Source organism: Congzhengia sp. (genome assembly GCF_037235575.1).
GTDB lineage: Bacteria > Bacillota > Clostridia > UBA1381 > UBA9506 > Congzhengia > Congzhengia minquanensis.
This window is the reverse complement of record NZ_JAXUNN010000039.1, coordinates 299,600-322,783: the sequence shown is the minus strand read 5'-3', so window position 1 is coordinate 322,783 and position 23,184 is coordinate 299,600. Positions and strand designations below refer to the sequence as shown.

Genomic DNA, 23,184 nt, shown 5'->3' with positions numbered 1-23,184 from the left:
GCGCTGCTATTCATTCTGATAAGAAATGCTGTCTAACAGAGAAACCATGTTGGTAATTCCGATTTTTCCAAAAGGAGCTTCCCAAATCATAATTTTTGCAGTATAACCTGTTACGTCTTCCGGCAGTGTCACCGGTGTTTGAAACACAAATTCAGCCTTTCCGCCGAACTGGCCCGCTTCCTGCTTGTCGGCCACAACGCCACGCATTGTCCCGTTAGCGTCGTAAACGGCCATAACAACTGTAATGGTTTTATCTTCCGACGTATTGTTAACAATGGTTGCCAAAGGCTTAATTGCACCGTTCGGTTCAATTGTTCCATCAAAAGAAATATTTGCTTCATATGCTCTTTTAATTCTCGCTAAGGCAATTGTCTGCATTTTTCCAACAACACCGTTGCTGTCTACAGGTGTAATGTCAATCACCAAACGTTTATTTTCAAACTGCTCTGTTAATGCAAGTGTAACCGGTTTTCCCGACTGGGTCGTTCCGCTTTCCAGCTCCTCATAGAAAATACTGTCTGCCATGCGGATTCTGTATCTGGATTCCCCTTCGTCGCTGAGTCCAGCATTATCAAAGGTATAATCAACTGAGATTGTTTCGCCAACCAAAGGATTTCCTGTAACTGAAATATCCTCTGCTTTTGGCTTGCTTTTACCAAACTCCACATCATCAAGATAGTAGGTGTGCGCATTTCCGTCCGCTGCCTCAAAGGTAAACGGCTGATCAGTCACATCTTCTTCCGGTGTATATAAAAACGTATGCCTATTCCAGTTGGTACCAACTTCAATGGCCTCACATAACGCAGTTTCGCCAACCTTGGGAATGAGGCTTAATGCCGCGTCAGACTTTGCCCAAAAACTTACTGTATAGCTTTCGCCGGCCTTTAAGCTTACGTTCTGTGCGGGCGAGCCGCCTGCCTGTGCCTCAACTTTTAATGACTGGCCAGAGCCTGCATACGTGTCATCGCTGACAGCGAGCGCTGCATTTTGTGCATTCCACATGGAGGTATTATAATCAAAATCACTGTTTAAAATTACTTCATCATCAGAAACAGGTCTGATTGCCGCTTCGTCAAAAAAGTAATTGGTCACTGCCGAGTCGTCACTGGGCCGGAACAACATTCTATGCGTTCCTGTGTCCGAGGTGTTGTCATATTTATAATAAAGCTTAATTTTTTTCCATTCTGTCCCCAGCGATATGTTCGACAAAATATTTTCTGTTTTTCCTGTGGCCTCATGGTTCATGAGCACCACGCCTTTATTTGTCTCGCCCTGTTCCAGCTTCGCCCAGAAAGACAGTTCATAATACCGCCCGTGTTCTAAGGAAACGCTCTGTGTAAATAAAACATTGTTGTTCACTTTTCCGCTGTCAACCGTCACTTTAGCGGCTTTCTCCGTGCCGTTGGCGCCTCCGTCAACGGAAGTAACAATACAGCCACCCGGATTCCAGCCAACTGTTCCATACTCAAAATCGTTATTTACAAGCAGGTTTTCCCTTGTATTCAGTTCAACACAATAGAAATCGTCCAGATAGTAGTCAAAGGAATATTCATTTTGCGGCTGTGGGCCAACACGAATATACATTTTTGCCGAACCGCCATAATTATCTGGTTCATTTTTCGGTGAGTAGATAACTTCCGCCTTTGTCCATGTTTCATGATTTAAATCATATTTGGTCTGAATGGGATATTCTGTTTTTTTGTTATCATACGAGAATAACAGCGTTACAGGCGCAGACTTCCCGGTGTTGTTTTGCTCTGTAAGCTTTGCCTTAAAGGTGATATAATATTTTTTCCCGATTTCTAAATTAACTTTCTGGCTGATGTCGTTAAAACCATTGATGACATCAACTTTCACACAGCCTTTCGAGTTGTCCGCGCCGCCCTCCTGCCAGGTACAGGTTGCGCCTCCCGGAGTCCAGCCGTCAATATTATCTTCAAACCCGCCGTTTTTAGACAACACCCTGTCGGTCAGCACCGATGCAGAGGCAGGCAAAACAAACTGCGTGCAGGTCATAAGCACAGTTAAAGACGCAAGTATAGATACTAATTTTTTTACTTTGTTCATAAGCTTAAAAGCTCCCTTCGATAGGGACTCCCCTTGTGAATCGCCGCAAGGGGTGCCAGATTCATAATTTTGCATAGGTTAAGCTGCCTTTTGGCAGCTTAACCCGATACAAATCTTTATTTATTTTTTAAAATAGATATTTGATTTTGAAAGTGGGATTGCATTATCCAACCCATCCCAAACGAACACTTTCATATACTCTGCTGCTGCATTTGCCTGAACCTCAAACTCAAAGTTATGAGCACCGGTAAAGAACTTATCGTCATTACCATATCCATTTTTGTCTTTATAAATTGTGGTTGCCACAACATTGTTAACAGAAACCAGCGCGTTGTTGCTGTCATACTGCGCGACCAAAATAGTAGCGCTTTGGTCTTTGCCCAAAGTGTTTGCCAGACCCACTTCCATTTTCACGTTACCGTTTCCGGCATAGTCCGTTTTCAGTTCCGACGTCACAACAAACTGGTTGGCCGGAATTTCTTCAATGGTAACATCGTCCAGATAATAGTCAAACCCCTTATCCTGTGGGTTGCTGTCGTTAAAATGTCCCAGTTTAACTTCTGTATCTGCTCCGGTGATATAATTGGTTGAGCTGATACGCGGATAGAGATAGAACCCGATCTTTTCCATGTTTGCCGCAGCTAAGCTATCAGCAGGAACTTTCCACTTGCAGTTATAAATGGTTTCCGTTCCTTCCGTTGCAGAAACAAAACGATTATAATGAGATGGATTATAAACAAAGGACACATTGTGCCATTCACCGTCTGAAATGTCATTTGCAGTCGGATACATGGTTCCAACATCGCCAATCTCGCGGATTGTTCCGCCTTCTGCAAGCGGCCTGTCGTAGTAAGACATATAACCGGCCAGCAGTCTTGCATAAATTTTTGCATCCGTATTTTCGGGATTAATTTCCAACAAGGCAGCTTTTGCCGCTTCTGGGTCTTTTAGTTTAATCCAATAGGAAACCTTATAGTATTTATCCAGTGATGCATCCAGCATAACATGCTGTTTTGCTGCGCCAGCCGTTTGATTTGCCTTAGAGCCCTCTACCAAAAGGCCATATTTGCCGCTGTGTGCAGCCTCTTTTGTAAACGTTGCGTTATTTAAATCAGTATAAGCATTTCCCTGTGTCAGAGAATCGTTACTTGCACCATCGCCTTTTTTTATTGCATCGCCATATACATGGTTGTTATTAAACCGAACTGTGTTTACATCTTCCATACCGCCATTTGCAAATGCTCCAACTTCCTCAATGATAATATCATCAAAGGAAACGTCGCAGGATTGAATTGCACTGTTATACAGCCGGAATGCAAACACCGTATTTTCATTATTTAAATATTGAACGGGTTTTCCCTCTTCGTAATATCCCTCTTTTGTAGCCGGAGCCGTTTCAATTCCACTGAATCTTAAATAGGAAACTACTTCCGTCCAGCCATCAGCCTTTTTCACTTGGAAAGAATCGGTATTGTAGTAGGATTGATCTGTCCAGGCGTCATTGACAAACTTTGGTTCAGATGTGTTAAATATATACATCTGAGCGTTTACAGCGTCGGCTTCTGCCGCTTCCAGTTTAATTTTTGAAGATATCCGATACCATGTGTCGCGTTTAATCAGCTGATTATTAGACGGCCGAAGGTTCTGTGCAATGATATTTTTTGCACCGCCGTCGCTCATACCGGCGCCGATAAGCTTTACATAACCGTTGCCGTTTTCATCAGAAATCCACTCTTTTGAGGTAATACCTGAATAGCTCCAACCGCTAAGTGTTTCGTTGTTGTTAAACTCGCCATAAATCAATTGATTATTTTTGTTTAAATCATCCGGCTTGCCAACTTCCATGATAGATAAGTCAGAAAGATAATAGCTAAACTTCCGTGCGTCTGTGTCTGGATTGGTGTTTGAAAATTTGCCTTCCGCATCTGCTCTGAGCGGTCTTAATTCCAATGCAAAAGACGATTTTTTGGTCACCGTAAAGGAGAATTTCGTCCATGCGTCAGATGTAATTTTTGTAGGAGAACCATAGCCTGTGCTATAGTCACCCGAACCGCGGGATTTTAAAATCGGATACAGTCCAACATCTGCCGGCGACTCTGTATCCTGCACAACAGCTGTGGATTCGTCAAGCTTTGCATAAAACGAAACCATATATCTTCTGTCTGTTCCGTCGGGATTCACCTCAACTGGGAGGTAATATTCAGAGAAACTGGAACTCTTATTGTTTCTGGCAAAATGAAGCACATTGCCGGTAGAACCATTCTGTTTTTCCATTGATACGCTTTTAACAGTCATATTAGGATTGCTTGCTGGAGCTACCCAGGGGTTGGGGGTATCGTCTATTGTGTAGTCGATAACCAGTTTTTCTGGTTCAGACACCTTCACAATGCTGAAATTATCAACAGCATAGGTTCCTACATTATTCACTTCAAGACCAAAATCTGTTGTAAAGCCACTCGCTTTGGCGCCATTGTAACGGTAATAGCCCGAAAGTGTCGTCCACTGATCGGCAGGCAAGTTACCTGTGTAATCCATGGCAATTCTACGATTTACATCATATTCCCTGCCTACTTCGTCGCCAATCAAATCCGTTGCTGCAGAATCGAGAATACTAATTGATGTGTTTTTGTTTACTAAATCCTGCGACAGTTTTACATCAACTGAAAGTTTATAGAGTGCATTTCTTTCAATTGCAATTTTGCTGTCCATTAAAAAACGTTTGCCGCCGGCGTCCTGGGTAACGGCTATGGCTTTTGAGCCGTCAGGGCCTGTTGTTTCCTCCGTTGTGGTGTTTCCTTCGGTTTTCCAGCCCGTTCGGCCGTTTTCAAAATTTCCGTTTGCAATCAGGTTTTTGCTTAAGGGTTCCAGCCCTGCGGCTGATGTGAGCGCCATTGGTGCTGTGGATACCAACAGCGCTGTTGCCATGCAAACTGTTAAAAGTTTTTTCAGACATCTCATTTGTGTCCGCCCCTTTCATTTTCACTTTTGGTGAGTTTTTATATTCCCTCCGCAGGGCGGCTTTTTACCGTCCTGCGTTACTTCACTAATCTTTAATTAATAGTGCTCCGATACTTAATGTGCAGTCGTTGCAGGCAGGATTCTTTTCACCGCTGACTGAAATTTTCACGGTGTGCTCTGCTCTGTCTAACGAAGTTTCCAAGAACGTGTAGAAAATACGGTCCATACCCTGCTTTACATACTGGTCGCAGGTGTCAAACTGTTTGATTTCACCGCCGTCAATCTGGTAATTAATAATTCCGGTGTCTGGCGCTACACGCATGTAAAGTCCAAGACCTGTTCCTGTAAAGGTATATTCAATAGTATCACCCGGATTGTTGGAGTCCCAAAGGTTATGCTTGCCGGCTTTTCTGTTTTGTTCCGCCCAGGTTCCGGTCTTTTTTACACCTTCCTGATCAAGTCCAACAACACTGCCCGTAAAGTAGTTTTCATCCATGGGATCAACCAAAACCGAAGATTCAACGCTTAAATCTGCGTTTGCGATCATGGAGTCAATCCATCTGGCAATGGTGTCTTTATAATTTGTATGTCCAGGATCATCAGGATGAGCGTTATCCTTCATATAATAGCCTGGTTCTGTTTTGCCTTCGTCCGTATAAGTGTAGTAAAGAGCTTTGCCCACGTTGATTACGCCCAAATTATAATGGTCGGCCACTTCGTTCTTATACTGCACTGCCGTCGGAATTTTCTTAGCACCATAGTCATTTGCAAATCCCGGAAGCTGAAGTGTGTTAATCAACACAATGTCTGCATTCGGGTTATGCTCTTTCACCTGACGGATAATTCCTTCAGTAGAAGCTTTTTTGCCCGGGTCGCCGCCGTCGTTCACTGCAAATTCAACAAACACCAAATCAGGATTGTAAACTAAAAGTTCTTCGTTTAAGCGGCATGTGCCTAGGTCAGAGCCTGTGCCGCCAACACCTGCAACATGGCCTTCAATTTCATACTGTGAAAAACGTTCTTTCATCCACTTGATTGTCTGATAAGCGTAGCCATAAGTCGTGCTCGCGCTTGCGCCAGACCCCTGTGTAATGGAACCGCCGATAAATCCAACACAAAGTTTGCCTGTAGAATATAGTTTGTTTAAAGAATTATTAATCTTATTAAAATCTCCTGTGATTTCGCAATGAGCAGCATACGGGTTTGCAGTTTCAAAATTAGAGGACCAAACCATAAGCTTTGCTTTTGTAATGCCTTTTGAAATATTCAGTGCATTCTGTGTTTTATAGGTTACAGAGTTTTCATTTTCTCCAATTGTAAGTGGTTCAGAAATAAGCTGAACAAGCTGGTTTTTATAGTTGTAGCCAGCCATCATCACGTTCACACTGTTCTCTTTCCCTGTGTTATTTGTAATATTTACTCTCCCGAAGATTTCATCTGTTTCGGTCAGATATTCAATCGGAGCCATATCGTGAGATTCAAAAAATTCCATCTGGCCAACCTGAATGTCCGACGCAGTAATGGCTACATCATCCACATAATAGGGAATCACAATATCCCTATTCTCAACTCCGTCCACAACCGCAGTCAATCTGAAATACATGCGTCCGTTGCAGTTTGCGGGGTCTTTTGCTTTTCCCCTGCTCGTTGCTTCAATATTCCATGAAGTGTTATAGTCTTTCGTAAGCTGATGCCATTCACCGTCTGCAATATTCACCGTCGCAACGTAATCGGTTCCGCAGTCCATCAGCTTGCGTTCTTCTGTTTCGGTATCCGTAGCATAGGTATTGTGTGTAAACAATATTTGAGCTTTCGCTTCGGTAACACCTTCGGGAAGTGTATATCCGTCTGCAATTTTCATGGAAGCAGATATATTCACATTTTGTCCCAGGGGAAGACTGACGTCCTGCGACAGCGCCGGAAGTGTGGAAGTAGTTGCGCCGGTCATCTTTACGTGTGCTCCCAATGTTCCCGTTTGTGCTGCTTCTTCAGAAAAAACAACATCTCCGCTGGCATGTACACCCCAGGGGTTAAACGAGGTTGTGTTTCCGGCAGTGCTGGAAATTCTGCCGGACGTAGAATACCCAGTGTCTTCAAATCCGCCGTTGGCAACGGGGTTAGCAATTTTGTAAACCTCAATATCATCTACATAATAGCTGATTTTTGTATTGTTGTCGCGGGAGCCGCGAACCTGAAGGTTACAGTTGGCGTTATCATAGCTTTCCGGTCCGGAGTATTTATAATATCCCCGAACGGTTGTCCACTCGGTGGAGCACATTGTTTTGCCGTCTTTCTCATACTCCGTCACCGGAATCGGCGTATCCTGCGCCACAACCGCATATGCATGCCATTGCTTTTCTTCGTTTGTTAGTTCAGGAAGATCCGTCATATAAATTGATGCCGCAACCTTGTCTTTCGGCGTGTTAGAGTTTGATGGGTCAAAATCCATTATTTTCACTCTGGCGGACATAACATACCAAGCGTCGCGTTCCAATTTTACGCCTTGCGTAAATCCAGGGTTTCCGTTGTTTTGCGTTGCATCTTCACTATAAACGATAGACAGGCATCCATCATTTGTGCCTTCAACACCGTCCACCCAGCTGGAAGTTCTTCCACCTGAGGTGCCAAGTCCATTCCAGCCTTTTGCGTCTTCTTTAAAGTTCCCGTTAACAACAATGTTATCCCCCATAGCGCCAGGCGTCGTTGCACATGCAACGCCTGACACTGTTGTGGCGATAAGTGTTGCTGTCAGAAAAACAGATAGTTTTTTCTTAAGCCCAACCATAAACACTACATCTCCTTAATATTTATCTGATTTCTACAACTTCATAAACCCTTTGAATCAGAGCTGCGGCTTCTGCCCTTGTTGCAGTTGCTTTTGGACGGAAGTTTCCGGTTTCATCACCCTCTAAATATCCAATTGCAGAGAGGGACCTTACGTCATCCTGCGCCCAATCGGCAATCTGTGCTTTGTCGGCAAAATCTTTTCCGTTGCCATAAATGGTTTCAAAGGTGAGGTAACGGTATGCACGCATCAGCATAGAAGCCATTTCCTCGCGGGTAATGTCTGCTTTTAAATCATAGTCTGCGCTAAGCAATGCTCCGTCTATCAGGTCGGCAAACTGCGCCCCTGTTAGAATTTCCTGGTACCAGTTCTCTGTTCCTGCGCTGGCAACCGCCTTGTCAAAGACTGCCTGCTGCGCTTTTATCTTCGCTTGGAAGGTCGGTGTGCCCCAAGAGGATGCGTGGCGCGACCACTCCATATCTTTTTCATACTTCAGCCAACGAAGCGTCAGCGTTAAAAATTCTGCGCGGGTAATCGGACGGTCAGGCTCGAACATTGTATCGCTGACACCCGTTATCATGTTGTTACGGTACATTTTATAGATTAAGTTTTCTGCCCAGTGACCTTTGGTATCCTGGAATTCACCAGTAGCGACTATCGGCTCTTCCACCTCGGGCGTTTCTATTTCAACCGGAGGCTTCACAGGAGAATATTTATCTTTTAATGCATCGTAAACTTCTTCATTTCCAGTCATTGTGTCGTCTGGTTTCTGCGGCTCGTTGGTGCCGGCAGATTCTCCTCCTGTCACAACCTCCTGGCTGTGGGGCGTTGCCGTAACGGTACCATTTCTTGAAACAATACCAAAGTAACCAGGCTGGGTGATTCGGCCTGCATCCGTGTCTAAATAGTCAAAAATTCTCTTGCCGTCAACAGTCAGCACCAGGCGAACACCACTTGCTTCGTTCATTGCGCCTGCCTGAACATGCACCGTTTTTTTATACGGCAACACGTTCGGTCCGTTGGGATATGCTTTTCCACCAAAGGCGAGCGCACCTTCAACATCGCCAAAGAACACCCTGCGGCTTCCGCCATTAAATCTTTGAAGCTCAATTTCCGATTCCTTAATTACCATAATATATCCTGTGCTGTTGTTTGCCGTCTTGTTGCCTTCCTGCATTCTGAACTGGATTGACGGCCAGCCGCCCTGGTTATCGATATTAATATCAAAGTCAAAGATTTCGTTTGTGAATTTCTGTCCGGTATAGTTTGCAGATCCTCCGGGGGTATTAAACACAATTCCGCCGTCTTTGGCCGTCTTTGTGCCGCTGCCCTCAACCGTCCAGTTATTCACATCGCTTAATATCGGGGAGATGTCATAAGGCGTGAAGCTGGCAGGAGATGAAGAAACATAATCTACCACGCGGATTTCCATTGAATCTGTAAATGTTTTTCCGCCGCAAACAGCAGTTGCTGTTACAGTTGCATAGCCCTCCTGCATGCCGCGGAGCACGCCGTCGCCAACAACTGCAAGCACACTTGAGTTACTGGATTCATACGTCACGTCCGATACAGGCAGTTTTGTTCCGAACAGCGATTCACCCTCAACAGAAACAGTTAAATCATCGCCTTTTAAAACGCCATTTTTTTCTGATACGATGTTCACTTTTTCAGCTGTGTCGTCCACCTGGACAAGCACGCTGTTTCTTACTGTAATTCCATTATACCGAATTAAGATGTCTACATGTGTGCTGCCTCGTGAAACTGCCGTAACCGTTCCATCCTGCGACACCTTTGCAACATTTTCATCTCTCGATCCGTAAAGCACTTCAGCTTTCGACGTGTCAAAATCCTTATTTTTAGAAGTTTCAACCCGGTAAGAAACTTTTTCTGTTTCGCCGGAATTTAATGTAAACAGTTCCTTATCCAGTAATATTTTCTGAGGCACCTGGGACATGTGCAGATATTCAGACTCTAAACCTGCTTCGTCAATGATATCCAATGCTTCCTGCGGCCACCCCTGAGGACAGTAGATTGTGCCTGTAATTTCATTATAGTCGCCGCCATCACGAACCACATGGGAAATGTTGGTGTAGTTCTCATCTGCAAAGCAATGGCTGATGTCTTTCCCCCAGCCTTTAAACCATTTTGGCTTACCGCTTACCCAGTCAATAGCCCGGCTCTGATCCATTACATTTTTATATACCTTATAATAGGTCGAACCCTGGTCATTGTAAATGGGACCGCCGTCGTTGTTCATGTCGGTAATGTAGTTATATGCCAGCATATTCGGGTCTTCTGCTGTGCCGCTTGTAGGCCCGATTGTATATATGCCGCCGCCGTCATACAGCTTGGTATAGAACAAATCGTGAATATAGTTGTGAGTTACGTCAAAGTTTTTAATTGCGCTGGTGGAAATGCTGACCCAGCCGTATCCCAAATGCATTCCGCTGTATGGAATGTGAAAAATTTCATTGTGGGAAATTAACGTATCCTGCGGGAATCCGGCAGAAATCGCCGCCGCAGACATATATTCCTTACACACGTCATGCATGTAGTTGTTGGTAATTTTATTATCCTTAATTAAATATTTCTCGTCCTTAGGATTATAGTTATCTTCAGTAGTATATGGCTCTCCCAAGTTTACACAGCCGGCCGAAATATCATAAAACAGGTTGCCGTTTACCGTGCACCCCTGAATGCCGTCAATTAACTGAAGTGCGTTTAGTCCAATTTTAGAAAAGACGCAGCTTTCAAAATTAATCCCATGGCCGTACTGCACATTCACCGCAGCCGGAGGCAGCCAGTCGCCGGATACACCGGCAGGTTTTGCAGATGAGTCTCTGATATGGTTGTTCTGCGCGTCAGACACACCCCATTCACTGTTCGGTCTAAGCCATGTGGAATATCCAAACTGAATTCCCCTAAATTCTAAGTTTTCAACCGGTTTGTCCTCAGAGTCGCCCCGCACGCTCATAAGCTCCTCCAGCGTGGGTGCAATAATCTCCGCGGTGTCCATATTTTCACCCAGACGCGGCATATAATAGAACGTGTAGGTGCTTCTGTCCAAATACCATTCTCCGGGTTCGTCTAACAGTTCAAATGCGTTTTCATAATACCACGGTGTTTTTGCAGAGGTTTGACCTTTATTGATGGCAGATGCCCAGCCCGGCTGCTTCATAGTAATGTAGCAGCGTCCGTCATCGCCGATTTTAATGTTGTCTACCCCCTGGCGCGGAAGCGTCCAGTTTTGGGCAAACACCATCTCGATGTCGCTCTGGTTCTTCCAGTTTGCCAAGAACGTATCGGAAGTGATCAATCCTTCATCGGTTCTTTCCGCATCGGAAAGACCGGTGTTACTCTTAGCGCGTACCGCGCGCTCACCGTTTACATATAAAGATCTCGTTTCAATGGGGCCGTCGGCTTTTGCGCAGTAGATATTTTTAGAGGCGTCGAAAATCTTCCAGCCTTCTATTACCTTCGGTCCTCTTACAAACGGTTCCTCACCTTCATAGTTCTGCCAGATGATTTTATGTCCGTTTGTACCGGAGTCTGTCCTTTTAAACTCAATAGGCTCAGTTATATCGTAGTTCCCGCCCCTGAGATAAACGTTGATATCCGATTCCATTTCCTTATTAAATGTCCGAATGACATCACGGGCGTGCTCAATAGTTTTATAGGGCGACTGCAAAGTACCTGCATTGGAATCGCTGCCCTTTACACCATCGACATAAATTTCGCTGCGGAATTCGCCGGTATTCTTTTCTTCCTCCTCCGGCTTTGCGTTTCCGCCTGCAACTTGGTCTAAGGGAATTACTCTAAAATTATTAAAATAGTAGGTCTTGTCGTTCATCGTGTTGTTGTCTGTTTTTAAGGCAAACTGAATTATATCTCCGCCCTGCTTCGTGCAGGTATAGATTTTTTTCAGCGTCTTCCACGAAGAACCCACCGTTGCCTGAACGGCTTCATCATATGTAACTTCGCCAAGTAAATGTTTCATTTCTACAGCAACCAGCGCCGATTCTCCCTCGCCGACTTTAACATTTACGGCAATCAGATACCGTTCGCCTTCGTTCAGTGTAACCTCATTGGACCACAGCTTACCGGCTTTCGACTGCTTTGTATAACGCATTGTCAAAAGACCGCCGTAGCTCTCAGCCTCGTCAACTTCTGCTGTGGCTGCTTCAACCTTCCAGCTGCCTGTGCCAGATGAAAAGTCGTAGTTCGAGATTAAATTCGTCTCGCCCTCAGCCGCAGCAGGCACCAATAAGCCGATAAGCATCAGCATGGTTACCATCAATGACGCTGCACGTTTAAAATTTCTTGTCATTAAATAACACCGCCTTAATTCTTCTTTACCTTTTCAGGCTTTTAATTTATTGCTGCAGATTTACCGTTTTGCATTGGAATTCTGCAAATAAACATGGTTAGCAAATCATATTTGTTGTATGCATATATGCATACAACAAAGGGGGTACCCCCTTTGTGAATTGTTTGTTTTGGCATTACTCACAAAATGCTTCTATTAAATTATATCTATTTTATAATATTTTTACACATTATACAATACAAATCTTGCGTTTACAGGCAATATTTTACAACATTTCTTGCAAGCAGAATTATTATACCAAAATAAAAAGCACTTTAGCATAGCAAGCTAAAGTGCATAAAAAAGACGGGCAATGCCCGCCGTTGGTGCTCGAGACCGGAATCGAACCGGTACGAGAGGTAAATCTCACGGGATTTTAAGTCCCGGGCGTCTGCCAGTTCCGCCACTCGAGCACTACTCAATTAGTATAACATAATTGGCATGGTTTGTCAATACCAAAATAATATTTTTACGATTCTTTTATCAGACTATTTGCCAGCGTAACACAATTTTCAAAGCTTTTCTGCAGCTTTTCATCCTCTGGTTTATAGTTCATTCTCACCGCAACAAACATATCCGAAGCGTCAATTCCCATTTCCTTTAAAATGGCGCTGTTTTTTAAATTGACTGCGTAAACTCCGCCGCCATACTCATAGAGCAGTTCCTCTGAAAGATCCCCATCTGCCCATTGGGAAACGGGAACGAACACGCCTTCTGTAGCGCTCATGTCAAGAACATCTTTCAGCATGGCTTCATCAAAAACAAACATCATTTCATCTTCTGAGGCAAACACTGTCATTAGCTTATTTTCCAGCGCCATAATCTGGTTCGCATTTTGCATTGCTTCATCTGTAAAATTCAGCTGTGTGACTGAAACGTGTTTTTCACCATCTCCATTCCCGTCTTCAATCTGCTCCGCTGCTTTATTTGCCAAATTGTCCGAAACGTCAAATGATAAGACATTGGATGCAATATAGTTGATATTCACATCGTAGTGAACTGTGTTTAAAACCTCAACCACAGTAACTGCTATTAACGCAATCACTGCAACTGCAACAAGAATATGGACCTTATAATAATCCCAGACGTAGCGGAACCACTCGCCGGAGAATTTTTTTGGTTTTTCAAACATTTCTGCCATGTTCTCACGCACCCTTCATTCCTATCAAACATTATAAAACCCGAATTTAACAATGTCAATCAAAATGGAAGTTCGTTTACAATTATTTTAAATGTTGACATTTTTTTTGCTTCGTGGTAAAATATCCAATTAGTGAGTTCGAGACCTTCCTCACTTAAAACAAAACTAAAGGAGATTAAAAAAATGATTTCTAAAAAAACAAGGTTTCTTGCGCATGCATCCATCATTGCGGCACTTTATGTGGTGCTGACGTATCTTGCCACGCTTTTGGGACTCTCCAGCAACGCGGTGCAAATCCGGTTTTCAGAAGCGTTAACCGTGCTCGCCGCCTACACGCCAGCGGCAATTCCTGGATTGTTTATTGGCTGTTTCCTTTCCAACATTTTTGCCGGCGGCGTAGTTTGGGACATATTGTTCGGAAGCCTGGCAACGCTGCTCGGAGCGCTCGGCACATACGCTTTAAAGAAGCATAAATACTTAGCTCCCCTGCCACCAATTATTGCAAATACACTTATTGTTCCATTTGTTTTGCGCTACGCCTACGGCGCACCGGGCCGTATCGGATATTTTATGCTGACCGTTGGGGCCGGAGAAGTAATTTCCTGCGGTATTTTAGGGATTTTGCTCATCACCGCGGTAAACAAATTAGAAAACCGAATAAATTGGTAGAAAAAAGAGCTGCTAATTAGCAGCTCTTTTTCATTGCATTATTTTAGAACATTATTTTAGAACATTATTTTTGAATTCTTTCACGCGCTACATAGTGTGTGTGTAACAGTTCGTGGGCCTTATGTCCGCAGGGTTCACCCATATACTCGTCATATAGCGTTTTTACAAACGGGTTTTCGTGGGACTTTCTGATGGGAAGACTTTCGTCTTCATCATAAAGCGCTTTTGCACGGGCCGCTTTTAAATCTACCTCGCACATTGTTTTTGAAGAAACAATCGGCTGTCCGCCGCCGGTAACGCAGCCGCCCGAGCAACCCATAATTTCAATGAACTGGTAGTCGGCTTCGCCAGCGCGAACCTTTTCCAACAGTTCCCTTGCGTTCCCCAAACCGTGGGCAACAGCAACTTTTACGTCCATGTCGCCAATTTGAACGGTTGCTTCTTTAATGCCTTCTGTTCCCCTTACGTCGCTGAATTCCACTTTTTCAAGCTCTTTGCCTGTCAGCACCTCTGAAACAGTACGCAGTGCAGCCTCCATAACGCCGCCGGTTGCGCCAAATATAACGGCTGCGCCGGTTGCCGCGTCGCCAAAGGGATTATCGAACACAGAATCAGGCAGTTTGTCAAATTCCAGACCCGCTTCTTTAATCATTTTCGCAAGCTCGCGGGTTGTTAAAACCGCGTCTACGTCAGCATATCCGCCGTTTGTCAGTTCGTCACGCTGTGCCTCAAATTTCTTTGCTGTGCAGGGCATTACTGAAACAACGTAAATATCCTTCGGGTCGATACCTGTTTTTTCTGCATAGTAGGATTTCAAAATTGCGCCGAACATTTCATGCGGCGATTTTGCGCTCGACAAATTTTCGAGAAAATCCGGGAAGTTGTGCTCACAGAACTTCACCCAGCCGGGGCTGCAAGAGGTGATAAGCGGAAGCTTTCCGCCCTCTTTGATGCGGTTTATCAGTTCCGTTCCTTCCTCCATAATGGTTACATCTGCACCGAAGTCAGTATCGAACACCTTGTCAAATCCCAAATATTTTAAAGCGGTTGCCATTTTTCCGGTAACTCTGCTGCCAATGGGCATGCCAAACTCCTCACCCAGCGCTGCGCGAACTGCCGGAGCCGTCTGCACAACCACATGTTTTGAATCATCTGCTAAAGCAGCCCAAACGTCTTTCACGCTGTCCTTTTCATACAACGCACCCACAGGACATGCCACGATGCACTGTCCGCAGTTTACGCAATCTGTTGCGGAAAGAGGCATGCCAAAGGTAGAGCCGATTTTTGTTGTAAATCCCCTGCCCTGCGCGTCGATTGCGCCCACAGTCTGCACTTTTTTGCAAACAGCTACACAGCGGCGGCACAGAACGCATTTATTATTGTCGCGGACGATGGACGGCGACAAGTTGTCAATCTCGTGGTGGGAAATTTCACCTTCAAACGCAATGTCTTTCACACCTAAGTCGTCACAAAGTTTTTGCAGTTCACAGTTTTGATTGCGGACGCAGGTTAAGCACTTTCTGTCATGGTTGGAAAGCGTCAGCTCTAAAACGGTTTTTCTTGCCTTTCTCACCTTTGCTGTGTTGGTGTAAACTTCCATTCCTTCATTAACGGGATAAACGCACGCAGTAACCAAGCCCTTTGCGCCTTTCACTTCCACCAAGCACATTCTGCATGCACCGATTTCATTAATATCTTTTAAATAACAGAGTGTGGGAATGTTAATTCCCGCTTCTCTGGCTGCCTGCAAAATTGTATAGTTCTGCGGTACGCTGAGGTCAATCCCGTTGATTTTTATATTTACCATATCCATTGTTGGTTTCTCCTCCTTTGATTATTGTTTGCTGATTGCCTTAAATGGGCACTTTGATTCACAAACACCGCATTTAATACATTTCGCAGGATCAATTGAGTACGGACTCTTGACCTGTCCCGAGATTGCTTCAACAGGACAATTTTTCGCACAAATGCTGCAGCCCTTACATTTTTCAGGGTCAATTTTATAAGAAAGGAGCGCCTTGCAGACACCAGCGGGACATTTCTTTTCTGTAACGTGCGCCACATATTCGTCTCTGAAATAATGAAGTGTGCTCAAAACAGGGTTGGGTGCAGTCTGTCCCAATCCGCAGAGTGCAGTGGTTTTAATGGCTTCCGCCAGCTCCTCTAATTTGTCAATGTCCTCTAAGGTGCCTTTGCCCTTTGTAATTTTGTCAAGAATTTCAAGCATTCTTTTGGTGCCCACACGGCAGGGGGTACATTTACCGCAGGATTCGTCCACGGTGAACTCTAAAAAGAATTTCGCAATGTCCACCATGCAGGTGTCCTCGTCCATAACGATTAAGCCGCCGGAACCCATCATAGAACCAATTGCGATTAAGGAATCGTAATCGATAGGCGTGTCGATTAACGATGCGGGGATACAGCCGCCGGAGGGGCCGCCTGTCTGCGCTGCCTTAAACTTCTTGCCGTTTGGAATTCCGCCGCCGATTTCTTCTACAATTTCACGCAGTGTTGTTCCCATAGGAATTTCAACCAGGCCGGTGTTTTTAATTTTGCCGCCCAGTGCAAACACTTTTGTTCCCTTGCTCTTTTCGGTGCCGATTTTATTAAACCACTCGGCGCCGTTTAAAATAATCTGCGTAATGTTTGCATAAGTTTCAACGTTGTTCAGCAAGGTAGGCTTTTGCCACAGACCCTTGTTGGCAGGGAACGGCGGTCTCGGTCTAGGTTCGCCCCTGTGTCCTTCAATTGACGTCATCAGCGCTGTTTCCTCACCGCAGACAAACGCGCCTGCGCCAAGTCGTAATTCTAAATCAAAGTTAAAGTCTGTTCCAAAAATGTTTTTACCTAAAAGGCCATACTCCTTAGCCTGGTCAATGGCAATCTGCAACCGTTTTACGGCAATGGGATATTCTGCACGAATGTAAATATAGCCCTGGTCTGCGCCAACCGCATAGGCCGCAATGGCCATTGCTTCAATTACTGTATGGGGATCTCCCTCAAGCACAGAACGGTCCATAAATGCACCGGGGTCACCCTCGTCGGCGTTACATGCCACATATTTTCCGTTTGCGCCGTCTGCGTTTGCCGTAAACATCCATTTCAATCCTGTAGGAAAGCCTGCGCCGCCGCGTCCGCGGAGACCGGAGGCTTTAATCACTTCAATCACTTCGGCGGGCTTCATTTCCGTCAGCACCTTACCCAAAGCTTTATAACCATCTGTGGCGATATATTCTTCAATGTTTTCAGGGTCGATAACACCACAATTTCTCAGCGCAATACGAAGCTGCTTTTTATAAAAATCAACTTCATTTAAGGATTTAATGGTATCGTCTTCTACGGTTTCATCATATAAAAGACGTTTTACAATTCTTCCCTTCAGCAAATGTTCGGTTACAATTTCTTCAACGTCTTCCGGCTTCACCATGCTGTAGAATGATCCTTCCGGGTATACAACCACAACCGGACCCAACGCGCAAAGACCGAAGCAACCCGTTTTTATTACTTTTACTTCTTTATCTAAACCGTTTTCTTTAAGGCTTTTCTCAAATTCGTCAATGATAACTGCACTGCCTGACGAGGTACAGCCCGTACCGCCGCAGACTAACACGTGCGCTCTTGCAAAATCCATTTACTGTTACCCTCCCTGATTATTTTTCAGCTGCGCCAATAGTATATTCGGTAACAACGTTGCCGTTTACTATGTGCTCAGCAATAACCTTTTTCGCTTTTTCTTCCGTCATTTTCACATATGTAACCCTGTCTTTTCCCGGCTCTAACACTTCAACAATGGGCTCTAAACGGCACATGCCGATACACCCTGTCTGCGCCACCGTAACGTGGGACAGCCCTCTTTTTCCCACCTCGTCCACCAGAGCGGAAAGAACGGGCCTTGCGCCTGCCGCAATACCGCAGGTCGCCATGCCGACAACGATTCTGATGGTGTCTTCATCGGTATCCTTACGCACATCAACCTGGTTTTTTATTTTGTTTTTAATTGCTTCAAGTTCTGCTAAGCTTTTCATTACTAATTACCTCTCTTCATAAATGAATAAATTATAACGAGATTTCTTTCAGTCCTTCTTTAATGTATTCCCTGAGCCAAAGCACAATTTCAGGACTGCCCAGACTGATCTCCTCTCCCAGAATCTGTTTGATTTCACGAGTGTCAAGCGAAAATGTCTTGTCGTTTACCATATGCGTGTAGACAAAGTCCACCGTTGTGTTGCCGGAAATTAACGTCAGCATGGTTTCCGCCATGTCTCCTAATGGTTGCCTGTCGATATGGTCGTAAACAAAATCCACCAAAACGCGTGTTCCAACGCCTTTTTTCGAGTCAATAGTTAAACCGCCGCCGGTGCTCTCCGCCGCCGCCTTAAATAAAGAAAGCCCCATTCCAACCTTACGGGTTGTTCTTGTTGTCTGAAACGGGTCTGTCACGTGGGCTAAAAAGTCTTCATCCATTCCGCAGCCATTGTCCTCAATTGAGATTTTAAGCAAATTGTTACGAATTGCCTCTTCAACAGTCACCTGAATAAGGCTGGCGCCGGCTTTTACGGAATTATTCACAATATCTAAAATATGCAGCGACAATTCAAGCATGACAACCTCGCAAAATTACATGTACTTTTCTAAGATACCGTCTACATCGTCAGGAGTAAGCCTGCCGTAAACGTCGTCGTTTACCGTCAGAACCGGCGCTAAGCCGCATGCGCCGATACAGCGTGTTGCATCAATGGAATATTTCCCGTCGGGCGTGCATTCGCCGACTTCAATGCCGAGCTTTTCCTTAATTTTGTCTAAAATGATGCCGGAGCCTTTCACATAGCACGCCGTTCCAAGACAGACAGCAATTTTATACTGTCCCTTCGGATTGGTGGTAAACTGTGTGTAAAAGGTTACAACGCCGTAGATTTCGCTCATGGAAATTTTCAGATTTTCTGAAATGATTTCCTGAACCTCAATGGGAAGATAGCCGTAAATTTCCTGTGCCTCGTGCAGCACTGGAATCAGCGCCCCATCCTTGCCTTTGTGCTTTTCAATGACCTGAATCAACTTTTCTTCCTGCTCTTTCGTGCCGGAAAACGCGACTTTTGTTTGCTCGCTCAAGTGATTTACCCCCTTAGTTTTATATAAGTATTAATTAAAAACATTGTGAATAAAATAACAAATAATCACAAATCAACGTATATAGTATAACAGAAAAATTTCATGCTGTCTATAGAAATTTACTATTTTTTTGTCTAAATTCCGTCTTTTTTCGGTGAAAACCACAGAATTGCAGAAAAATAAGCAAAACAAAACCAGCCGCCAAAGTTTGGCAGCCGGTTTCTCTTTCGTAAATAGCGTTTAGCGCATAATGACACAGACAAATTTTGCCGGCTTTCCGTCTAACGCTTTCATGCCATGGGGATAGCTCGAGTCAAAATACAAGCTGTCGCCAGGTTCTAAAATCACAATATTTTTGTTGATCATAATTTCCATTCTGCCCTCAAGCATGTAGTTAAACTCCTGCCCGGTGTGAACCGTTTCCTGCATGGGCTCGTTTTCATCGGACACGGGAACGGTTACCAGCAGCGCCTCAGAGTGCGCATGGGCAAAATTATAAGACAAACTCTGGTATGTATATTCTTTTCTTCTGGTTACGTTTAGCCCTTTCCCCTGCTTAATAAAGCTAAAATCCTTCAGCTTCGGCGCAGAACCCGACAAAAGCTCGGTCAGTTCCAGCCCGAAATGGCCTGCAACATCATATAAAACGCTCACAGGAATGTCTTCCTCTGCATTTTCATATTTTTTATACGTTTCAATCGGCACACCAATCACAGAGGCAAGCTGTTCGCATGTCATGTCCTCCGCTTCCCTCAGGCCCACCAAACGCTGTGCGATTTGTTTTACCTGTTCTGTCATTGCCATCAACCCCTCATCATTTCTTTCTTCGATATTATTATATCAAATTTGTACGCACATGAAAAGAGTTTTTTGCTCTTTTTTTATTTTTTTATTAATAAGCGGCAGGAAATATGAATTTGGTATGAAATTTCGCGGTTTTCTATTTACAGCTTGGATAAAATAAACTATAATGAAGATAATAAAAGTTTCGGGAGTGTCGAATTTGTTTAGACAATTAATGTATTCTGGTTTTAGTTTTCAAAGCATTATTTATGTGCTGATACTGGCTGTGGTTGTGCTGTTGGCTCTTAGCATTCATGAAACGGCTCACGGGTTTGCAGCCTATAAGCTTGGCGACCCTACCGCCAAGTATGACGGCCGGCTTTCATTAAACCCTTTAAAGCACATTGACCCCATTGGCGCTCTTAGCCTATTCTTTTTTGGATTTGGCTGGGCAAAACCTGTTATGATTAACCCTAATTACTTTAAAAATTTAAAGCGTGACACCGCTCTTACAGCCCTTGCCGGTCCGGTTTCTAATATATTGCTGGCGTTTGTGGGCATGCTTTTTTGGGTGCATCTGGTTCCGGTTTTGCACAATGCCTATTTTACCATGTTTATCCGTATGTTTATTTTGCTGAATGTCAATCTTGCAGTGTTTAATTTGCTGCCGATTCCGCCTTTGGACGGTTCAAAAATATTTTTAACGCTTCTGCCACAGAAAATTTATTATGAAATTATGCGTTATGAACGTTTTGGATTTTTGATTTTGATTATCGCACTTTATCTGGGCGTTCTTGACCCGTTTTTATATTTTTGCAACAATGCAATTACCAGCGGGCTTCAGTTTCTGGCCGGAGGTGGCTTTTAACCGATGGAGGAATTATATGAAACAGACAGGCACGCGGTGAAGCTGTCTGTTTTTGAAGGGCCGTTAGAGCTTTTGCTGCACCTTCTGAAAAAAAACAAGGTCAGCATTTATGAGATACCCATTGTAGAAATTACGAAGCAATATTTTGAATATATGGAAACCTGCAAGGAATTTGACATTGAATATTCCAGTGAATTTATTGTTATGGCGGCAGAACTTCTATACATAAAATCGAAAATGTTGCTGCCCAAACGTGAGGAAGCAGAGGAAGAAGACCCCAGGGCCGATTTGGCTAAACGGCTTTTAGAATATCAGAAAATGAAACTCATTTCTGAACTTTTAAAGACAAAAGAATTTTCCGATTTTCACAACTTTTATAAACGCCCGGAACCCCTGCCAAAACTTGCGCCGGACTATTCTGACCAACGGTTTGACATTGACAGGCTTTGGCAGGCATTTCTAACGGTTTTGGACAAAAAAGAACGGAAAGAGCCGCCTTCTAAAACGGCATTCGGCGGCATTGTCGGCCGTGAAACGGTTTCGGTAAAATCGAGGGCAGATTTTATTCAGGAACGGTTAAAACGCAAAAAACGGGTTCCGTTCGCTTCCCTTTTTAACGGCATTGATTCGCGTCCGGCTGTCATTGCAACCTTTTTAGCGCTTTTGGAAATGATTAAGCTGGAAATTATTCAGGCCAACGGCATTGGCGGCGAACTTTACATTGAACAGCTCAAGGAGGGTGACATTGTAGATGAATATTAGTTCGGTTTTGGAAAGCCTGCTGTTTGTTTCGGGCGATGGTGTTACCATCTCTCAGCTTGCCGAAATTCTGGAGCTTTCAGCAGATGATGTTTTGGGGCAGATTACAGAGCTAAAAACATTTTATGAAACGAACCGGCGGGGTATTACCGTGGTGCAGTATGATGAATATGTGCAGCTGAAAACCGTTGAAGAAAATTTTGGTTATGTAAACAGACTTGCAGAATCGAAAAAAAAGCTTCCCCTGTCCCCTGCCGCTTTGGAGGTGCTGTCCATTGTGGCCTATCACCAGCCAGTTACTCGGTCAAGCATTGAATTTATTCGGGGAGTAAATTCCGACGGTCCCATGGGAAAGCTGTTGGAGCGCGGGCTGATTGAGGAAAACGGCAGGCTTGACGCGCCTGGCAGGCCGATTTTATATGTCACCACAAAAGAGTTTTTGCGGAGTTTCGGGCTTCGTTCTCTTGCCGACCTGCCAGACACAGAAACGCTGGAGGAAGCTGTTCCTCAGCCCCAGCAGGAGGATTTGGAAGAAACGGCACAATAAGATAACGGACGGGTGATGGATTTGGTTGCTGGATTGATTATATTGGGTGTTGTTTTTCTTATTCTGCTGCTTTTGTTTATGCCCATGCGGTTTGGCATTCGTTATGAAAAAACAGCGGCTTTAGAGAAAATTCATGTTTATGTCAGTGTTTTTGGTATTTTAATCCGAATTCCGATTCATAATAAAGAAGAACGCGGCACAAAGAATACGGACAAGGACAAAGGTAAATTGCAGGAGCGTTCCGGACAGGAGCTTACGTTTGCATCTTTTAAAGAGCATGTTGACGCCTTTGGCGAAGTGTTTGAAGTATCAAAAAACGAACTGAAAAACATGCTTTCCTTTGCGCGGAAGCACTTAAGCTGCAAAGAGGTTGACTTTAACATCCGCTTTGGGCTGGACGATGCGGCAAAAACTGGGATTGCCACCGGCGCTGTGTGGACTTCGGGAACCTTTTTGTTAAAGTTAATTGACACGTTAATCGGCATAAAAAAAATTAAAATGAACGTGTATCCCGATTTTAACGAAAAAAAATTTGAGATTTATTTGAAAAGCATCTTGATTATGCAGCCCATTCATTTTATAATGATAGTAAATCAGATTCGTGATACAATCAAATATATTAAAACAAAAATAAATTAAAGGCGGTGTTATTTATGTCAGAACATCCGATAAACGGACTGATGCAAACAGCAATGCAAAGTATTAAAGATATGGTAGACGTAAACACAATTGTGGGAGAACCGGTTGAGTCGAAAGACGGAACGGTTATTATTCCAATTTCCAAAGTTTCCTTTGGGTTTGGCGCAGGCGGTTCGGATTTCGGTCAGAAAAATGTTGGAAATTCCGACGCAAATTTCGGCGGTGGTTCCGGTGGCGGCGCTTCTATAGAGCCTGTTGCGTTTATGGTAGTGGGACAGGAGCAAATTAAGCTGATGCCCATTGAAAAGAACACCTCGCCGGTGGAAGACATTATTGACAGTGTTCCCACCTTGCTGGATAAAGTAATTAAGGCGATTAAAAAGAAAAAGGACAAGCCGGAAAAAACAGAAGTGAAAGCCGCCGACAGCGCGGAAGAGGTTGAAACGGTTTAATATTTTAAATAACGAAAAAACATCCGGGGAATGCCGGATGT

17 protein-coding genes and 1 tRNA gene are annotated in these 23,184 nt (G+C 44.2%); 6 read left to right on the top strand and 12 right to left on the bottom strand.

The annotated features are described in order from the left end of the window. Window positions 1-6: 6 nt before the first annotated feature. The 6 genes from WIG73_RS11070 to WIG73_RS11045 form a co-directional block, all read right to left on the bottom strand. Window positions 7-2,067 carry a carbohydrate binding domain-containing protein gene (locus WIG73_RS11070; RefSeq protein ID WP_337400581.1) on the bottom strand — a complete coding sequence of 687 codons (2,061 nt, stop codon included), beginning with the start codon at window positions 2,065-2,067 and terminating at the stop codon, window positions 7-9. Window positions 2,068-2,187: 120 nt separating this feature from the next. Then, on the bottom strand, window positions 2,188-5,025 hold the full coding sequence (locus WIG73_RS11065) for a hypothetical protein (protein ID WP_337400580.1): 2,838 nt from the start codon (window positions 5,023-5,025) through the stop codon (window positions 2,188-2,190). Between the two features lie 85 nt (window positions 5,026-5,110). Beyond that, complete coding sequence (locus WIG73_RS11060) at window positions 5,111-7,810, bottom strand: SGNH/GDSL hydrolase family protein (protein ID WP_337400579.1); 2,700 nt, start codon at window positions 7,808-7,810, stop codon at window positions 5,111-5,113. A gap of 22 nt (window positions 7,811-7,832) precedes the next feature. Next, a complete protein-coding gene (locus tag WIG73_RS11055; protein ID WP_337400578.1) occupies window positions 7,833-12,137 on the bottom strand; it encodes an S-layer homology domain-containing protein in 4,305 nt (1,434 codons plus the stop codon). Between the two features lie 363 nt (window positions 12,138-12,500). After that, window positions 12,501-12,589: transfer RNA gene (locus WIG73_RS11050), tRNA-Leu, on the bottom strand. A 56-nt stretch (window positions 12,590-12,645) separates the two neighbouring features. Beyond that, window positions 12,646-13,317 carry a hypothetical protein gene (locus tag WIG73_RS11045; protein WP_337400577.1) on the bottom strand — a complete coding sequence of 224 codons (672 nt, stop codon included), beginning with the start codon at window positions 13,315-13,317 and terminating at the stop codon, window positions 12,646-12,648. A 183-nt stretch (window positions 13,318-13,500) separates the two neighbouring features. Here WIG73_RS11045 and WIG73_RS11040 point away from each other — a divergent pair, with 183 nt between their 5' ends. Continuing rightward, the gene (locus WIG73_RS11040) at window positions 13,501-13,986 is read left to right on the top strand and encodes a QueT transporter family protein (RefSeq protein WP_337400575.1); all 486 of its coding nucleotides are present in this window, start codon (window positions 13,501-13,503) and stop codon (window positions 13,984-13,986) included. A 64-nt stretch (window positions 13,987-14,050) separates the two neighbouring features. Here WIG73_RS11040 and WIG73_RS11035 read toward each other — a convergent pair whose 3' ends face one another. The 6 genes from WIG73_RS11035 to WIG73_RS11010 all read right to left on the bottom strand — a co-directional run bounded on the left by WIG73_RS11035 (window position 14,051) and on the right by WIG73_RS11010 (window position 19,893). Continuing rightward, window positions 14,051-15,799, bottom strand: a complete 1,749-nt coding sequence (locus WIG73_RS11035; RefSeq protein ID WP_337400574.1) for an NADH-dependent [FeFe] hydrogenase, group A6 — start codon at window positions 15,797-15,799, stop codon at window positions 14,051-14,053. Window positions 15,800-15,820: 21 nt separating this feature from the next. Further along, complete coding sequence (gene nuoF, locus WIG73_RS11030; RefSeq protein WP_249310598.1) at window positions 15,821-17,617, bottom strand: NADH-quinone oxidoreductase subunit NuoF; 1,797 nt, start codon at window positions 17,615-17,617, stop codon at window positions 15,821-15,823. Between the two features lie 19 nt (window positions 17,618-17,636). Beyond that, window positions 17,637-18,011, bottom strand: a complete 375-nt coding sequence (locus tag WIG73_RS11025) for a (2Fe-2S) ferredoxin domain-containing protein (RefSeq protein ID WP_177678610.1) — start codon at window positions 18,009-18,011, stop codon at window positions 17,637-17,639. Between the two features lie 31 nt (window positions 18,012-18,042). Then, window positions 18,043-18,588 carry an ATP-binding protein gene (locus WIG73_RS11020; RefSeq protein ID WP_337400573.1) on the bottom strand — a complete coding sequence of 182 codons (546 nt, stop codon included), beginning with the start codon at window positions 18,586-18,588 and terminating at the stop codon, window positions 18,043-18,045. A 15-nt stretch (window positions 18,589-18,603) separates the two neighbouring features. Then, window positions 18,604-19,095 carry an NAD(P)H-dependent oxidoreductase subunit E gene (locus WIG73_RS11015; protein WP_177678615.1) on the bottom strand — a complete coding sequence of 164 codons (492 nt, stop codon included), beginning with the start codon at window positions 19,093-19,095 and terminating at the stop codon, window positions 18,604-18,606. Window positions 19,096-19,335: 240 nt separating this feature from the next. Beyond that, entirely contained in the window at window positions 19,336-19,893 is a 558-nt protein-coding gene (locus tag WIG73_RS11010; RefSeq protein WP_249310600.1) for an XRE family transcriptional regulator, read from the bottom strand. Between the two features lie 205 nt (window positions 19,894-20,098). Between WIG73_RS11010 and WIG73_RS11005 the strand changes: the two genes are divergently transcribed. Genes WIG73_RS11005 through ytfJ form a run of 5 tightly spaced genes read left to right on the top strand, consistent with a single transcriptional unit; the run spans window position 20,099 to window position 23,143 of the window. Next, on the top strand, window positions 20,099-20,746 hold the full coding sequence (locus WIG73_RS11005; protein ID WP_177678619.1) for a site-2 protease family protein: 648 nt from the start codon (window positions 20,099-20,101) through the stop codon (window positions 20,744-20,746). 3 nt (window positions 20,747-20,749) lie between these two features. Beyond that, the gene (locus WIG73_RS11000) at window positions 20,750-21,508 is read left to right on the top strand and encodes a segregation/condensation protein A (protein WP_249310602.1); all 759 of its coding nucleotides are present in this window, start codon (window positions 20,750-20,752) and stop codon (window positions 21,506-21,508) included. Continuing rightward, window positions 21,498-22,052 (top strand): SMC-Scp complex subunit ScpB, encoded by a 555-nt coding sequence (gene scpB, locus WIG73_RS10995; RefSeq protein ID WP_337400570.1) that lies wholly within the window; start codon window positions 21,498-21,500, stop codon window positions 22,050-22,052. Before WIG73_RS11000 ends, scpB begins: the two co-directional genes overlap by 11 nt. 42 nt (window positions 22,053-22,094) lie before the next feature. Beyond that, window positions 22,095-22,691, top strand: coding sequence for a DUF2953 domain-containing protein (locus tag WIG73_RS10990; RefSeq protein ID WP_337400568.1), 597 nt, complete (start codon window positions 22,095-22,097; stop codon window positions 22,689-22,691). A 14-nt stretch (window positions 22,692-22,705) separates the two neighbouring features. After that, window positions 22,706-23,143 carry a GerW family sporulation protein gene (gene ytfJ / locus WIG73_RS10985; RefSeq protein ID WP_177678627.1) on the top strand — a complete coding sequence of 146 codons (438 nt, stop codon included), beginning with the start codon at window positions 22,706-22,708 and terminating at the stop codon, window positions 23,141-23,143. Window positions 23,144-23,184 lie beyond the last annotated feature (41 nt).

Bases quoted from the DNA above. Each gene is read 5' to 3' on its own strand.
- WIG73_RS11045 (WP_337400577.1), bottom strand. From the start codon at position 13,317: ATGGCAGAAATGTTTGAAAAACCAAAAAAATTCTCCGGCGAGTGGTTC.
- WIG73_RS11025 (WP_177678610.1), bottom strand. From the start codon at position 18,011: ATGAAAAGCTTAGCAGAACTTGAAGCAATTAAAAACAAAATAAAAAAC.
- WIG73_RS11065 (WP_337400580.1), bottom strand. From the start codon at position 5,025: ATGAGATGTCTGAAAAAACTTTTAACAGTTTGCATGGCAACAGCGCTG.
- WIG73_RS11055 (WP_337400578.1), bottom strand. From the start codon at position 12,137: ATGACAAGAAATTTTAAACGTGCAGCGTCATTGATGGTAACCATGCTG.
- WIG73_RS11040 (WP_337400575.1), top strand. From the start codon at position 13,501: ATGATTTCTAAAAAAACAAGGTTTCTTGCGCATGCATCCATCATTGCG.
- nuoF (WP_249310598.1), bottom strand. From the start codon at position 17,617: ATGGATTTTGCAAGAGCGCACGTGTTAGTCTGCGGCGGTACGGGCTGT.
- WIG73_RS11010 (WP_249310600.1), bottom strand. From the start codon at position 19,893: ATGACAGAACAGGTAAAACAAATCGCACAGCGTTTGGTGGGCCTGAGG.
- WIG73_RS11060 (WP_337400579.1), bottom strand. From the start codon at position 7,810: ATGGTTGGGCTTAAGAAAAAACTATCTGTTTTTCTGACAGCAACACTT.
- WIG73_RS11070 (WP_337400581.1), bottom strand. From the start codon at position 2,067: ATGAACAAAGTAAAAAAATTAGTATCTATACTTGCGTCTTTAACTGTG.
- WIG73_RS11035 (WP_337400574.1), bottom strand. From the start codon at position 15,799: ATGGATATGGTAAATATAAAAATCAACGGGATTGACCTCAGCGTACCG.
- WIG73_RS11000 (WP_249310602.1), top strand. From the start codon at position 20,750: ATGGAGGAATTATATGAAACAGACAGGCACGCGGTGAAGCTGTCTGTT.
- scpB (WP_337400570.1), top strand. From the start codon at position 21,498: ATGAATATTAGTTCGGTTTTGGAAAGCCTGCTGTTTGTTTCGGGCGAT.
- WIG73_RS11020 (WP_337400573.1), bottom strand. From the start codon at position 18,588: ATGCTTGAATTGTCGCTGCATATTTTAGATATTGTGAATAATTCCGTA.
- ytfJ (WP_177678627.1), top strand. From the start codon at position 22,706: ATGTCAGAACATCCGATAAACGGACTGATGCAAACAGCAATGCAAAGT.